This window comes from Mesorhizobium sp. ORS 3428 (assembly GCF_001854785.1).
Lineage (GTDB): Bacteria > Pseudomonadota > Alphaproteobacteria > Rhizobiales > Rhizobiaceae > Mesorhizobium.
Window position 1 is genome coordinate 210,454 of sequence record NZ_MDFL01000126.1, and the last position, 13,980, is coordinate 224,433.

General features: G+C 64.1%; 13 protein-coding genes and 1 pseudogene. 11 read left to right on the forward strand and 3 right to left on the reverse strand.

Annotation, left to right across the window (positions count from 1 at the left end; translation table 11 throughout):
* Positions 1–16 precede the first annotated feature (16 nt).
* The 6 genes and pseudogenes from ORS3428_RS19890 (at position 17) to ORS3428_RS19915 (ending at position 7,279) form a co-directional block, all read left to right on the forward strand.
* Positions 17–301, forward strand: a complete 285-nt coding sequence (locus ORS3428_RS19890) for an acylphosphatase (protein ID WP_071099983.1) — start codon at positions 17–19, stop codon at positions 299–301.
* 325 nt (positions 302–626) lie between these two features.
* Positions 627–1,267: pseudogene (locus ORS3428_RS19895) on the forward strand (TetR/AcrR family transcriptional regulator).
* 64 nt (positions 1,268–1,331) lie between these two features.
* On the forward strand, positions 1,332–2,495 hold the full coding sequence (locus tag ORS3428_RS19900) for an isovaleryl-CoA dehydrogenase (protein WP_071099984.1): 1,164 nt from the start codon (positions 1,332–1,334) through the stop codon (positions 2,493–2,495).
* Between the two features lie 363 nt (positions 2,496–2,858).
* Positions 2,859–4,466 (forward strand): carboxyl transferase domain-containing protein, encoded by a 1,608-nt coding sequence (locus ORS3428_RS19905; protein ID WP_071099985.1) that lies wholly within the window; start codon positions 2,859–2,861, stop codon positions 4,464–4,466.
* A gap of 2 nt (positions 4,467–4,468) precedes the next feature.
* On the forward strand, positions 4,469–4,999 hold the full coding sequence (locus ORS3428_RS19910) for an O-acetyl-ADP-ribose deacetylase (protein ID WP_071099986.1): 531 nt from the start codon (positions 4,469–4,471) through the stop codon (positions 4,997–4,999).
* Positions 5,000–5,317: 318 nt separating this feature from the next.
* Positions 5,318–7,279: an acetyl/propionyl/methylcrotonyl-CoA carboxylase subunit alpha gene (locus ORS3428_RS19915; protein ID WP_071099987.1), complete on the forward strand. Its 1,962-nt coding sequence runs from the start codon at positions 5,318–5,320 to the stop codon at positions 7,277–7,279.
* 159 nt (positions 7,280–7,438) lie between these two features.
* Here ORS3428_RS19915 and ORS3428_RS19920 read toward each other — a convergent pair whose 3' ends face one another.
* Together ORS3428_RS19920 and ORS3428_RS19925 are read right to left on the reverse strand one after the other, a co-directional pair.
* Positions 7,439–8,560: an ABC transporter substrate-binding protein gene (locus tag ORS3428_RS19920; protein WP_071099988.1), complete on the reverse strand. Its 1,122-nt coding sequence runs from the start codon at positions 8,558–8,560 to the stop codon at positions 7,439–7,441.
* A 379-nt stretch (positions 8,561–8,939) separates the two neighbouring features.
* On the reverse strand, positions 8,940–9,206 hold the full coding sequence (locus ORS3428_RS19925; protein WP_071099989.1) for a sel1 repeat family protein: 267 nt from the start codon (positions 9,204–9,206) through the stop codon (positions 8,940–8,942).
* 437 nt (positions 9,207–9,643) lie between these two features.
* Here ORS3428_RS19925 and ORS3428_RS19930 point away from each other — a divergent pair, with 437 nt between their 5' ends.
* The 5 genes from ORS3428_RS19930 to ORS3428_RS19945 all read left to right on the forward strand — a co-directional run bounded on the left by ORS3428_RS19930 (position 9,644) and on the right by ORS3428_RS19945 (position 13,277).
* Entirely contained in the window at positions 9,644–9,985 is a 342-nt protein-coding gene (locus ORS3428_RS19930; protein ID WP_071099990.1) for a DUF2147 domain-containing protein, read from the forward strand.
* A 195-nt stretch (positions 9,986–10,180) separates the two neighbouring features.
* Positions 10,181–10,333 (forward strand): hypothetical protein, encoded by a 153-nt coding sequence (locus tag ORS3428_RS33575; RefSeq protein WP_172833709.1) that lies wholly within the window; start codon positions 10,181–10,183, stop codon positions 10,331–10,333.
* A 32-nt stretch (positions 10,334–10,365) separates the two neighbouring features.
* The gene (locus ORS3428_RS19935) at positions 10,366–10,560 is read left to right on the forward strand and encodes a hypothetical protein (protein ID WP_071099991.1); all 195 of its coding nucleotides are present in this window, start codon (positions 10,366–10,368) and stop codon (positions 10,558–10,560) included.
* 128 nt (positions 10,561–10,688) lie between these two features.
* Positions 10,689–12,149 (forward strand): AMP nucleosidase, encoded by a 1,461-nt coding sequence (locus ORS3428_RS19940; RefSeq protein ID WP_244508048.1) that lies wholly within the window; start codon positions 10,689–10,691, stop codon positions 12,147–12,149.
* Between the two features lie 117 nt (positions 12,150–12,266).
* Positions 12,267–13,277 (forward strand): endonuclease/exonuclease/phosphatase family protein, encoded by a 1,011-nt coding sequence (locus ORS3428_RS19945; protein WP_071100262.1) that lies wholly within the window; start codon positions 12,267–12,269, stop codon positions 13,275–13,277.
* A gap of 16 nt (positions 13,278–13,293) precedes the next feature.
* Here ORS3428_RS19945 and ORS3428_RS19950 read toward each other — a convergent pair whose 3' ends face one another.
* Positions 13,294–13,890 carry a DUF922 domain-containing Zn-dependent protease gene (locus ORS3428_RS19950; protein ID WP_071099993.1) on the reverse strand — a complete coding sequence of 199 codons (597 nt, stop codon included), beginning with the start codon at positions 13,888–13,890 and terminating at the stop codon, positions 13,294–13,296.
* Positions 13,891–13,980: the final 90 nt, after the last annotated feature.

The following is a 13,980-nucleotide window of genomic DNA, read 5'->3' on the forward strand; positions in this document are numbered from 1 at the left end:
CTTGAGGGAGAGAGCGATGGCGGACCGGAAAAGGGCCGTGCGAGCGCGCATAAGCGGCACGGTGCAAGGCGTGAGCTACCGGCTGTGGACGCGCGGCGAAGCCATTCGTCTAGGCGTGACGGGCTGGGTGCGCAACGAGGGCGACGGCTCGGTCACGGCGCTTGTCGCCGGCACCGATGCCGCGGTCGACGCGATGATCGACCGCCTCTGGCAAGGACCGCGAGGCGCGCTGGTCTCGGCGGTCGACGTCGAGGAGGTGGCGCATGACCAGGCGCCTGCCGATTTCAGCATTGTCGCTTAGGGTTAAAGGCAGCTTGCGTACCTCGTCGGCGAGCGTTGGAGATTGGCGAAAGCGACGGCCATAGCCAATCTCCCCCCAAGTGGGGGAGATGGCCGGCAGGCCAAAGGGGGGCGCGAAGGAATGCGGCGTTTCATTCAGCCTGCTGCATGCCAGCTCACCTGCTGGATACCACATTAAGTGTCTGCGATGGCAACAGCCTGAAAAGCCGGCGGGACAGCGCCCCCCTCTGCCCTGCCGGGCATCTCCCTCACGAGGGGGGAGATTGGCAGCTTCAATGCTTGAATTAATTGAACGTTCGTTTTATTAATACATTACGGAGGCAGGCATGGCACGCACCACAGGCTCCGACGGGGAGAAGACCGAGGCAGCGGTCCGCGAAGCGGCGGCCTGATCGCGCGCCTCGGCTACGAGGCGATGTCGATGCGCCAGTTGGCGGCCGAAGTCGGAGTGCAGGCCGCCGCGCTCTATCGCTATTTCCCGACCAAGGAAGACCTGCTGTTCACGCTGATGCGCGAGCATATGGAAGGCCTGCTCGAAGCCTGGAACGCGGCGCGGCCGGCAGCGGTCGATCCGGAAGCGCGGCTTGCCGCCTATGTCGAGAACCACATCGCCTTCCATATCGAGCGACGCCACGCCACCCATGTCTCCAACATGGAACTGCGCAGCCTGTCGCATGAGCGCCTGACGCAGATCCTCAAGATGCGCACGACCTATGAAAAGGAACTGCGCGCGATTCTGCGCGACGGCGCCGAAGAAGGCCGCTTCGAGATCGACGATGTCGGGCTGACCGCCATGGCGCTGATCCAGATGATGACCGGCGTCATCGTCTGGTTCCGGCCGGGCGAGCGGCTGTCGATTGCTGAAGTCACCGCCACATATCTTTCCATGACAATGCGGCTGGTCGGCGCGAAGATCGGCGCCTACGGCGCCGCGCGTCCGCGCGAAAAGGACGCTGTAGCACTTTGATTTCGCGCATGAGCCCTTCCGGCAATCGAAGTCGATTTCGGGCTCATGCACCAGGAGGAACGCGATGTACACGAATACGCTGAACTTCGGGCTCGATGGCGATATCGAGGCGCTGCGTGATACGGTGCGGCGCTTCGCCCAGGACAGAATCGCGCCTATCGCGGCCGAGATCGACCGCTCCAACGAGTTCCCGGCGCATCTGTGGGCAGAGCTCGGCGCGCTCGGCCTGCTCGGCATCACCGCCGATCCGGATTTCGGCGGCAGCGGCATGGGCTATCTCGCGCATGTCGTGGCGATGGAGGAAATTTCGCGTGCATCCGCCTCGGTCGGTCTCTCCTACGGCGCGCATTCCAACCTCTGCGTCAACCAGATCAACCGCTGGGCAACACCGGCGCAGAAGGAAAAGTACCTGCCGCCGCTTTGCAGCGGCGAGAAGGTCGGCGCGCTGGCCATGTCGGAGCCCGGCGCCGGCTCGGATGTGGTGTCGCTCCGGCTCCGGGCGGAAAAGCGCAACGACCGCTATGTGCTCAATGGCTCGAAAATGTGGATCACCAACGGTCCCGATGCCGAGACGTTGGTGGTCTACGCCAAGACCGATCCCGAGCGCCACGCRCGCGGCATCACCGCCTTCATCATCGAGAAGGCCTTTGCTGGCTTCTCGGTGGCCCAAAAGCTCGACAAGCTCGGCATGCGCGGCTCCAACACCGGCGAGCTCGTCTTCGAGAATGTCGAGGTGCCGTTCGAGAATGTGCTGCATGAGGAAGGACGCGGCGTCGAAGTGCTGATGTCGGGCCTCGACTATGAGCGCACAGTGCTTTCGGGCGGCCCGCTCGGGCTGATGGCCGCCTGCCTCGACGTGGCGATCCCTTACGTGCATGAGCGCAGGCAGTTCGGCCAGCCAATCGGCAGCTTCCAGCTGGTGCAAGGCAAGCTCGCCGACATGTACACGACGATGAACGCCGCGCGCGCCTATGTCTATGCGGTGGCCGCCGCCTGCGACCGCGGCGAGACCACGCGCAAGGATGCCGCCGGCTGCGTGCTCTTCGCCGCCGAGAAGGCGACGCAAATGGCGCTCGACGCCATCCAGCTGCTCGGCGGCAACGGCTATATCAACGACTATCCGACAGGCCGGCTGCTGCGCGACGCCAAGCTCTACGAGATCGGCGCCGGCACCAGCGAGATCCGCCGCTGGCTGATCGGTCGCGAGATCATGGCGGAGGGGGTTTAGCTCCTTGGCGCGGAAGTTTGACGGGTCGGATCATACTGTTGTCAGATCGATATCATGGAGATTGGCTGAGGCCTTCCAAATGTCGTCATCCTGGGGCGGAGCAAGGAGCGAAGCGACGCAGCGCAGACCCCAGGATCCATGCCGTGACTTCGAGACTCCGCTACGGAGCAGAATTCAGCTCCCCAGCGCTGTTCGGCCAAGGTCACGGCATGGATCCCAGGGTCTCCGCAACGGAGTTGCGCTCCTGCTTCGCCCTGGGATGACGAAGTTGAAGACGCCTCGGCCAATCCCAGATGCCCATAGCCTGACTACGCCAGTGCTGCGAAGTTTTGATAAAAACTTGAAATCATACTGGATGAGTTGATGCCGATCCTCACCTCCCAAATCTCCCCCTCCTCCGAGACCTTCCGCGCCAATGCCGAGCGCATGCGGGCGCTGGTYGCCGACATTGCCGAGAAGGCCGCCGGCATCGAGCGCGGCGGATCGGACGAGGCGCGCGAGCGCCACCAGGGGCGCGGCAAGCTGCTGCCGCGCGAGCGGCTTGCGCAATTGCTCGATACCGGCTCGCCCTTCCTAGAGGTCGGGCAGTTCGCGGCCTGGTCGATGTATGGCGAGGACATTCCCGCGGCCGGCATCATCACCGGCATCGGCCGCGTCGAGGGCAAGGAGGTGATGGTCGTCGTCAACGACGCCACCGTAAAGGGCGGCACCTACTATCCGCTGACGGTGAAGAAGCATTTGCGCGCGCAGGAAATTGCGCTGCAGAACAATCTGCMCTGCGTCTATCTGGTCGACAGCGGCGGCGCCAACCTGCCCAACCAGGACGAGGTCTTCCCCGACCGCGAGCATTTCGGCCGCATCTTCTACAACCAGGCCAACATGTCGGCAGCCGGCATCCCGCAGATCGCCTGCGTCATGGGCTCCTGCACGGCGGGCGGCGCCTATGTGCCGGCAATGTCGGACGAGACGATCATGGTGCGCAACCAGGCAACCATCTTCCTCGGCGGCCCGCCGCTGGTGAAGGCCGCGACCGGCGAGGATGTCAGCGCCGAGGAGCTCGGCGGCGCCGACGTCCACACCAGGCTTTCCGGCGTCGCCGACCACTATGCTATGGACGATGAGYACGCGCTGGCCATTTGCCGGCGCATCGTCAAGAACCTGAATCGAAACAAGGCTGTAAGCCTCACTCTGCAGAAACCTGTAGCGCCGCTTCATGATCCGGGCGAACTCTACGGCGTCGTGCCGACGGATTTGCGCCAGCCMTATGACGTGCGCGAGGTGATCGCCCGCGTGGTCGACGGTTCCGAATTCGACGAGTTCAAGCAGAATTACGGCACGACGCTGGTCACCGGCTTTGCCCATCTGCACGGCATGCCGGTCGGCATCCTCGRCAACAACGGCGTGCTGTTCTCGGAAAGCGCGCTGAAGGGCACGCATTTCATCGAGCTCTGCTGCCAGCGGGGCATTCCGCTGATCTTCCTGCAAAACATCACCGGCTTCATGGTCGGCCGCAAATACGAGGCCGGTGGCATCGCCAAGGACGGCGCCAAGCTGGTGATGGCGGTTGCCACGGCAAGAGTGCCGAAACTCACCGTCATCATTGGTGRCTCTTTCGGCGCCGGTAATTACGGCATGTGCGGCCGCGCCTATTCGCCCCGCTTCCTGTGGATGTGGCCGAACGCGCGCATCTCGGTGATGGGCGGCGAGCAGGCGGCGACGGTTCTCGCCATGGTCAAGCGCGAGGGCATCGAGCGCAAGGGCGGTGAGTGGAGCGCCGAGGAGGAAGCGAAGTTCCGCAAGCCGATCCTGATGAAATACGAGCATGAGGGCCATCCGCTCTATTCCTCGGCAAGGCTCTGGGACGACGGCATCATCGATCCGGCAAAGACGCGCGAAGTGCTAGCGCTCAGCCTTTCGGCGGCGCTCAATGCGGGGGTCGAAGAAACGAAATTCGGCGTGTTCAGGATGTGACGATGAGTACTCTCGACGACAGGATCCGTATCCACACCGGCGACATCACCAAGCTTGCGGTTGACGCCATCGTCAATGCCGCCAATTCCTCGCTGCTCGGCGGCGGCGGCGTCGACGGCGCCATCCACCGCGCGGCAGGGCCGGAACTGGTTGCCGAATGCCGGACGCTGAACGGCTGCAGAACGGGCGACGCCAAGCTGACCAAGGGCTATCGCCTGCCGGCGCGCTACGTCATCCATACGGTCGGCCCTGTATGGCATGGCGGCGGCAAGGGTGAGGCGGGCCTGCTCGCCTCTTGCTACCGGCGCTCGCTCGAAATCGCCCGCGACCATGACTGCCGCACGATCGCCTTCCCGGCGATCTCGACTGGCATCTACCGCTTTCCGAAGGACGAGGCGACCGAGATCGCCGTCAGCACGGTGAGCGACTTCCTRCAGCAGAATGCAGTGCCGGATACCGTTACTTTCTGCTGCTTCGATGAACCGACGGCGGAACTTTACAGGCGGGGCGTTGCTGCTCTTGGGGGACGCTGACCTTATGGAYGCAAAGATTGCTCAACAGACAACTTCGGTAAAGCACTCCCTTGGTAAGGGAGAGGTCGATGGTGCTCGACGAACGCTTGCCGGGACAGGCTGGCAGGACAGCGCCCCCCTCTGTCCTGCCGGACATCTCCCCCACTTGGGGGGAGATTGGCAGCTTCGGCGCCCCATTCAATCCTACGACGTTGGAAATTGGCGAAATCGACCGCGAGGGCCGCTCTCCCCCCTCGTGGGGGAGATGTCCGGCAGGACAGAGGGGGGCGCGAAGGAACGCCTCCTTAACACGAAGCACACTCTGGTTGCGGAGGCTGCATGTTCGGCAAGATCCTGATCGCCAATCGCGGCGAGATCGCCTGCCGCGTCATCCGCACCGCCCGCAAGCTGGGCGTGCGCACCGTCGCCGTCTATTCGGATGCCGACGCGCGGGCTCTCCATGTCGAGATGGCCGACGAGGCCGTGCATATTGGCCCCTCCCCAGTCGGCGAAAGCTATCTGCGCGGCGACAGGATCATTGCCGCGGCGCTCGCCACAGGCGCCGAGGCGATCCATCCGGGCTATGGCTTCCTGTCGGAAAACCCCGACTTCGTCGACCAAGTGACGGTGGCCGGGCTCGTTTTTATCGGCCCGTCCGCCGCCTCGATCCGCGCCATGGGGCTGAAAGACGCCGCCAAGCGGCTGATGGAAAAGGCCGGCGTGCCGGTGGTGCCCGGCTATCACGGCGAAGCGCAGGAGATCGTGCTGCTCGCCACCAAGGCGCGCGAGATCGGCTATCCGGTGCTGATCAAGGCGCGCGCCGGCGGCGGCGGCAAAGGCATGCGGCGCGTCGACCATCCGGACGATTTCTCCGAAGCGCTGTCGGGCGCGCGGCGCGAGGCCAAGGCCGCCTTCGGCGACGACCGCGTGCTGGTGGAGAAATATGTCGACAAGCCGCGCCATATCGAAGTCCAGGTGTTCGGCGACAATTTCGGCAATGCCGTGCATCTTTTCGAACGCGACTGCTCGGCGCAGCGCCGCCACCAGAAGGTGATCGAGGAAGCGCCCGCCCCCGGCATGACGCCGGCGCTGCGCAAGGCGATGACGGACGCCGCGGTGAAGGCCGCCAAGGCCATCAACTACTCGGGCGCCGGCACGATCGAGTTCATCGTCGACGCCTCGGAGGGCCTCAAGGCCGACCGCTTCTGGTTCATGGAGATGAACACGCGGCTGCAGGTCGAGCATCCCGTCACCGAGATGGTCACCGGTGTCGATCTGGTCGAGTGGCAGCTGCGCGTAGCGAGCGGCGAGAAGCTGCCGAAGACGCAAGCGGAGATCGCGCTTGCCGGCCATGCCCTCGAGGCGCGCATCTATGCAGAGGACCCGGCGAGAGGCTTCCTGCCGGCGACCGGCACGCTGCATCATCTCAAATTCCCTGACGCGGTACCGGAAGATGCGGCGATACGCGTCGAAACCGGCGTGCGGGCCGGCGATGCGATCTCTCCCTTCTACGATCCGATGATCGCCAAGCTGGTGGTGCGGGCCAAGGACAGAGCCGTCGCGCTGGCGGCACTGCGCGATGCCCTCGCACGGACCGAGATTGCCGGCTCGACCGTCAACACCGCCTTCCTCGCGGCACTCGCCGGGGATGCCGATTTCGCGGCGGGCGATGTCGACACCGGCCTGATCGGCCGGCATCAGGAGGAACTGATCGCCCTGCCCGCGCCGAGCGATGAAGCGATCGCCGCGGCGGCGCTGGCGGCGACCGACGCAGGCGCGCCGGGTCCGGCCGCCGATCCATGGTCCTCGCTGGCGGGATATGCCCATTTCCATACGCTCTCGCGCCGCACCCGCCTGCGCTACGGCGAGGAGAACATTCTGGCGCGGGTCTCGGCCCGGCCCGACGGCCGCTTCCAGGTGGCGCTGGAGGCACCGCACGACGCAATCAACTCGCACGACCTCAGGAACATGCCGCGCACCGCCCGCTGGCCCGGCCATGTCACCGTGTTCGAAGGCGCGGTCAGCTACACTTTCGCGGTGCCCGACCCGCTCGCCAAGGCGGATGAGGCCGCGGCCGCCTCGGGCAGCCTGCGCGCGCCGATGCCGGGGCTGGTGAAGCTGGTGCGCGCGGCAGCGGGCGATGCCGTGATCAAGGGCCAGCCGCTCTTGATCCTGGAAGCGATGAAGATGGAGCATACCATCGCCGCGCCGCATGACGGGGTGATTGCGGAGATCGCAGTCGAGGGCGCGCAGGTGAGCGACGGCACGGTGCTGGTGCGCTTCGAGGACGCGCAGGGCTGACCCCCCTCTTGGGTCGTTGACGAGGCAAAAAGCCCAGTCCGGCAGGACAGAGGGGCGGCGCCGTAAAGTGCCGACCTTGCCTCGTTTACATCGATGCCCATCCAAAAAACGAAAATGGCCGGGACAGGCCCGGCCATTTCCGCCTGAACACAGGAACGATTACGGCTTGATCGGCGCGTATTTGCCGTCGTGCCACTGGTTGATGTCGTAGCTGGCGTTCTTCAGGTCGCCCTTCTCGTCGAAGATGACGTCGCCGACGACGGTGCTGATCGGCTTGCCGTTCTTCAGCGCTTCGGCGACCTTGCCCGGATCGTCGGTGCCGGCGCGCTTGACGCCTTCGGCCACCGCCTGGATCACGGCATAGGAGAACAGCGTGAAGCCCTCCGGCGTGAAGCCGCCAGCCTTGATCTTGGCCACGGCGTCCTTGGCTTCAGGCTTCGCCTGCGGATCCGACGGGAAGACGAACATGGTGCCTTCACCGGCCGGGCCGGCGACCTGCCAGAATTCCGGCGAAGCAATCGAGTCCGGCATGATCAGTTGGAACTTGACGTTCTGTTCAGCCGACTGACGCAGGATGAGGCCGGCCTCGGGATGATAGCCGCCGAAATAGACGACATCGGCCTTGAGGTCCTTCAGCTTGGTGACCAAAGCCGAATAGTCCTTCTCGCCGGCGTTGATGCCTTCGTAGTCGACTTCCTTCAGGCCGCCGGCATTCATCGTCGCCTTGACGGCATCGGCAACGCCCTGACCGTAGGCGCTCTTGTCGTGCAGGATGACGACGTTCTTGCCGGCATATTTCTTGGCGATCCACGGGCCGATAAAGGCGCCCTGCGCGTCGTCACGCGTGTAGAGGCGCATGATCGTCGGCCAGCCGGACTTGGCCGCGGCATCGGTCAGCACCGGGTTGGACGAGGCCGGGCTCATCATCAGCGTGCCGRCTTCGRCATAGACGGCCGAGGYCGGAATGCTCGAGCCCGAGCAGGCATGGCCGTCGACGAACTTGACGCCGTTGGCGACGATGCGGTTGGCGACCGAGACCGCCTGCTTCGGATCGCACTGATCGTCCTCGATGTCGAGCTTGATCTGGGAGCCGTTGACGCCGCCCGCCGCGTTGATGGCATTGGCGGCAGCCTGCGCGCCCTGCTTGAACTGGTCGCCGATCGTTGCAAGCTGGCCGGTCATCGGGCCGACCACCGAGATGGTGATGTCGTCGGCGAGGGCAACATGCGCGCTCATCATCAAGCCCAATGCGGCTGCGCTCAAAATACCCAATTTTTTCATGGAATGAGAACTCCTCCACTTGCGCGCGGCCGCCCGGCCGCGCTTGTTCCAGAGAGCCGGGACAATTTCATCGTTCGCCGGCAGTGTCGAGAGGACAATGTATCCGGTTTTGGTTCATTTGGGTGGGGATTTCTTGGGCCAAGCCGCACCGCCTGCCGTCGGGGAAATGCACGAATGCAAAAAGCCGCGCCGGCCTTGTCCCGGCCGGTCGCGGCTTTTGCAATCGAGCTTCCCCAGCGCCCCGCGCGCCTGAACCCGCTCGCTTCCCTGTTGTTTTGCACGACTTGGCTTTGTTGACCTRCCGCGTTCTTGGTCTTGTTAACCGGCCGTCTTTTCGCGGCCTTGTTCCGAAAAACTTGCTTTTCGACGCCTTGCCCGATCAGTGCATCGTCATCCATTCGCGCGCTTCGCGCAGCGCCTTGGCGATTTCGACTTTCGACATCGTGGCCGACAGTTCCGAGCGCAGCTCGGYGGCGCGGAGCGAACCCTTGATGGCGGCGATGTTGAACCATTTGTGGGCGGCAACGACGTCGGTCTCGCAATCGCGGCCCGTCGCATACATCATGCCCAGTTCGAGAAGAATGTCGGCCTGGGCAGTTGCCCCCATGGCGCCGAAGCCGGCTTCAAGCATTTCAAAACGTGCCATTTCAATCCCCTGTCTGGCTCCCGAGAGCTGCCTCCTTCTGTCCCTTGATGTCCCTCGGGGCGGGCCGCTCTTTCGATGCTTTCGAGGATGAAGCCTGGCCTTGAATCCGTCGTTAAATGACTTGCTTAATTTGAAGAAAACAAAGCTAAAACAAGAGGTAAACGCGAAAAACTGTTAATCATAGGAACCGCGCAATTCCGCCTCTTTGGGCAAAATTCTCCGAAAATTTCAGGCACCGGAATCAAGACTTCGCTAACCACGGAAACCGAAGCCGGCTTCGCCTTCCGTTCATTTTCCGGCGGCGCGTGGCGCCAAAATCCTGACTACCTTCCGTCACGGCACCGCTTTCGTTTTGATAGGAGCTGGACTAGCGTCACCTTTGCGTAAGGGACGGAGAGGCGGCCGGAGCCCCGCCGGAAATCCTAGGGAGGACAGACATGTTTCGAAAGATGAGCCTGGTCCTCGCGGCCACTCTGATCATGGCGGGCGCGGCATGGGCTGACCCGATCGAAGGTAACTGGAAGACGCAGGCCGGCGACACCGCGGCGATCGGCGGCAACGGCACATTCTCCATCACGCTCAAGACCGGCAAATATGCCGGCAAGACCATCGGCACGCTGAAGGCGACCGGCGACAACAAATATGCCGGCAGCATCACCGACCCGTCGAACGACAAGACCTATTCCGGCAAGGCAACGCTTTCCGGCACCTCGCTCAAGATGAGCGGCTGCGTGCTGGGCGGACTGATCTGCAAGAGCCAAACCTGGCAGAAGCTCTGATTGCACTCAAATGAAGATGTGCAGCGGGGCCGGGTGGCCCCGTTTTCTTTTTGGGCGCTGTTTCCAAGCGCCGGGCACAGCTGTTTCCAGCGCCAGGGCCAACTGTATCAACCAATTTGAACGGTAGATGAATACCGGTCTCAGAGCCGGTTCAGAGGCATTCAGGCATCCTTCCCGCCATCGAAGGAGAGATCAATGCTTGCCCGCCGCTTCACCATTGTCTGCCTGCTCATGAGCCTGTTCGGCATGCTTTTCGCCATTCTGGTGGCGGAAGCCGGCCGCCCGGCCCGCTCGTGGGATGCGGCCAATAACTGCCGCCTGGGCTGCATGAACCATTTCAAGCGCTGAAGCGACCAATAGTCGAAACCGGAACCACCACCATGAGCCGCATCGCCGCCATCGCCCTCGAGACCCTTCGGCTCCTGCCGCGGGCAGTGCTCATCCTGGTGCTGCTTGCCGCCCCGGTACTGGCAGTGCCGATGATGCGAGCCAATGCGGGCTCGATCATCGAAGCGCCGGCGCCGAAGAAGACGGGCGTCGGCTTCGTGCTGCTGGTCAGCCTGCAGCGCGGCTGACACGGTCGAAGAAAAACGACGCCGAAGGGCGGCCGCGCGCTCGCATCCCCCCTCCCAAGCGCGCCTCCATGTCCCTATATTGAGGCATGGAAAAGCGAATCTATCCCCAAGCTATCGAATCGGTCGTCATGCCGGAGCCGTTCGGCCGGCAAAGTTTCGACGACGCCAGGAAGGCGGTCGCGGCGCTGCAGATGCTCTACGACCGCAACACCAAGTTCTTGCGCGATTCCTTCGCCAAGCTTGCGGCCGGCGGCGACGAGAGCAAGCGCTACCGCGCCTTCTATCCGCAGATCGGCGTCACCACGACCTCCTTCACTCAGATCGACTCGCGCCAGGCCTACGGCCACATGCCGACGCCCGGGCATTTTGCCACCACCATCACCCAGCCGCAGCTGTTCGAAAACTATCTCGTCGAACAGCTTCGACTGATCATGCGCAATCACGGCGTGCAGGTGACGGTGTCGGAATCGACAACGCCCATCCCGCTGCATTTCGCCTTCCTGGAAGGAACCTATGTCGACGGCACCGCTGCCGAGCGCATCAAGCGGCCGATCCGCGACCTGTTCGACGTGCCGGACCTCGACGGCACCGACGACCAGATCGCCAACGGCACCTTCGAGGTGGCGTATGGCGAGCCAAGGCCGCTGGCGCCGTTCACTGCGCAGCGCATCGACTATTCGCTGCACCGCATGACGCATTACACGGCGACCAGCCCGCAGCATTTCCAGAACTTCGTGCTGTTCACCAACTACCAGTTCTACATCGATGAGTTCGTTGCGCGCGCCCGCGGCCTGATGGAGAACGGTGGTGGCGGCTACAGCGAATTCGTCGAGCCGGGCAATGTGGTAACAAAGGCCGGAGCCAACGCGGCAAGCGAAGGYACGCCGCCGCTGCGCCTACCGCAGATGCCGGCCTATCACCTGAAGAAGCCGGGCCATGGCGGCATCTCAATGGTCAATATCGGCGTCGGCCCTTCCAACGCCAAGACCATCACCGACCATATCGCGGTGCTGCGGCCRCATGCCTGGGTGATGCTCGGCCACTGCGCCGGCCTGCGCAACACGCAGGCGCTGGGCGACTATGTCCTGGCGCATGCCTATGTGCGCGAGGACCATGTGCTCGACGACGACCTGCCGGTCTGGGTGCCGATCCCGCCCTTGGCCGAGATCCAGGTGGCGCTGCAGGAAGCGGTCGCCGAAGTGACGGGACTTTCGGGCTACGATCTCAAGCGCATCATGCGCACCGGCACCGTCGCCACCATCGACAACCGCAACTGGGAACTGCGCGACCAGCGCGGACCCGTGCAGCGCCTGTCGCAGTCGCGCGCCATCGCGCTCGACATGGAATCGGCGACGATCGCGGCCAACGGCTTCCGCTTCCGCGTGCCATACGGGACGCTGCTTTGCGTTTCCGACAAGCCGCTGCATGGCGAGCTGAAGCTGCCCGGCATGGCGACCGAGTTCTACAAGCGGCAGGTGGCGCAGCATCTCACCATCGGCATCAGGGCGATGGAGAAGCTGGCCGAAATGCCGATGGAGCGGCTGCATTCGCGCAAGCTGAGAAGCTTCTCCGAGACTGCCTTCCAGTAGCAGCAGCAATTCGCCGTTTGCTCAGGCCGCAATTTGGCCGATAAGCAGGCCGAACAGATTGCCGGCGGCATTCGGCAGACCACGACCGAGATGACAACAGGCGGCGCGCGCTCGAACATGACGGCTGGGGTGGCATTCCTGGCGACGACGGCACTCTCGGCCGCGCTGCTGGCCGGGTTCTTCGGCGCGCTGCATCCGGCTCTCGATTCCTTTTCGCATTTCCGCATTCACCTGAGCGTGCTCACGGCGCTGCTGGCGCTGGCGCTGCTTGCCAGCTCCTACCGGCTGCAGGCGGCAGCAGTGCTGCTCTTCGCCATCGCCAGCTTCGCCACGACGGTGAGCGCGCTGCCCAGGCTCTCGCCGCAACAGGCGGTCGCCAGGCCAGCCGACCGGATCGTCTACAGCCTGCTGCAGATGAACCTGCTCTACGACAATCCGACGCCGAAGAAGGTGCTGTCGCTGATCGGCCGGACCAATCCCGACGTGATCACCCTCGACGAGGTGTCAGGGATGTGGGCGAGAGAGCTTGGCTATATCGCCAGCGCCTATCCTTATCGCATCCTTTGCCCTTATCCGAACAGCGTGTTCGGCGTCGCGCTGCTCTCGCGGCGGCCCTTTGCCGCCGGCACCGCGCCGCACTGCGAGCCGCGCGGCGCGATGGCGACCGCCACCATCGATTTCGGCGGCACCGGCGTCGACGTCGCCGCGATCCATCTGAGCTGGCCCTGGCCGCGCGAGCAGTCCTGGCAGATCGGCGAGCTTGCGGAGCCGCTTGGCGCGCTCGGCGAAACCGCGATCATGGCCGGCGATTGCAACGCCGTGCCCTGGAGCGCGGCGGTGCATCGCGTCGCCTCGCTCGGCGGCCTGACCGTGATGCCGTCGGCCGGGCCGACCTGGATCTACAAGAATTTGCCCGACTTCCTGCGGCGCTTCGCCGGCCTGCCGATCGACCAGGTGTTCAGCAAGGGCGGGGTGACGATCCACTCGGCGACGCGGCTGGAGGACACCGGCTCGGACCATCTGCCGGTTCTGGTCGAGTTTTCGCTGCGGCCCGACAACAACGCGCCCGAGGATGAGMACGAGTCGGCGCTGGCGGCGAATTCCGTGTCCACCGGCCCAAGGGGCTGACGAACAGATCAGGCCTTCAAGGCTTCCCCATCAACGCCGCGACCAGACGCTCGACATGGCCGCCGTCACGGTGCTCGTAGGCGTCGAAGGCGATCTGTTTGGCCTCGTATTCGGCATAGGCGGCCTGGATGCGCTGGCGCGCCTCGCGGCGCGTCTTGTAGCAGTAAGGATCGTCGGCAACCCTGAGACCCGTGATCGACCGCTCGGTGACGCGCATCATCTCCCTGGCGATACGCCCATGGGTTTCTTCATGGGCGCGCACGCCGGCGAAGAACTGGTTCCAGCGCTTCTTCAGCCCCGGTGTCGCTGGTGAGGCCATACGCGGGAAGGTATAAAAGAGATTGAGCGTGCCATTGGCACGCCGCAGCTTGCAGAAACCTTTGTCCTGGCCGGCATCGATATCCCAGTCGACCGTGTAGGCAGTCTGAGCGATGGCATGCGTCATGAAGCCGTGCTTGGGACCTTTGCTGTCCATGGCTTCGATGAGCGCGGCGCCGGAGCTGCCGGTAACGTCGTAGGTGCGCGTTTGGACCAGCACCTTGGTGCCGGCCGAAGCCTGCGGCGCGCACAGCGCGCCGATGGCGACAAGGCATGTCAGAACCGCCGGTCGCATGGCCGTCTCCTCCCTATCCTCAGGAAAGGGAAACACAAGCAGGCGGTGGTTTCAACGGCCTTGCGGTTGCGCTGTCGCAATCTATCCCGC

Excerpts from the sequence above, each read along its gene's own strand:
- ORS3428_RS19890 (WP_071099983.1), top strand. The coding sequence starts at position 17 with ATGGCGGACCGGAAAAGGGCCGTGCGAGCGCGCATAAGCGGCACGGTG.
- ORS3428_RS19930 (WP_071099990.1), top strand. The coding sequence starts at position 9,644 with ATGTTTCGAAAGATGAGCCTGGTCCTCGCGGCCACTCTGATCATGGCG.
- ORS3428_RS19935 (WP_071099991.1), top strand. The coding sequence starts at position 10,366 with ATGAGCCGCATCGCCGCCATCGCCCTCGAGACCCTTCGGCTCCTGCCG.
- ORS3428_RS19915 (WP_071099987.1), top strand. The coding sequence starts at position 5,318 with ATGTTCGGCAAGATCCTGATCGCCAATCGCGGCGAGATCGCCTGCCGC.
- ORS3428_RS19950 (WP_071099993.1), bottom strand. The coding sequence starts at position 13,890 with ATGCGACCGGCGGTTCTGACATGCCTTGTCGCCATCGGCGCGCTGTGC.
- ORS3428_RS33575 (WP_172833709.1), top strand. The coding sequence starts at position 10,181 with ATGCTTGCCCGCCGCTTCACCATTGTCTGCCTGCTCATGAGCCTGTTC.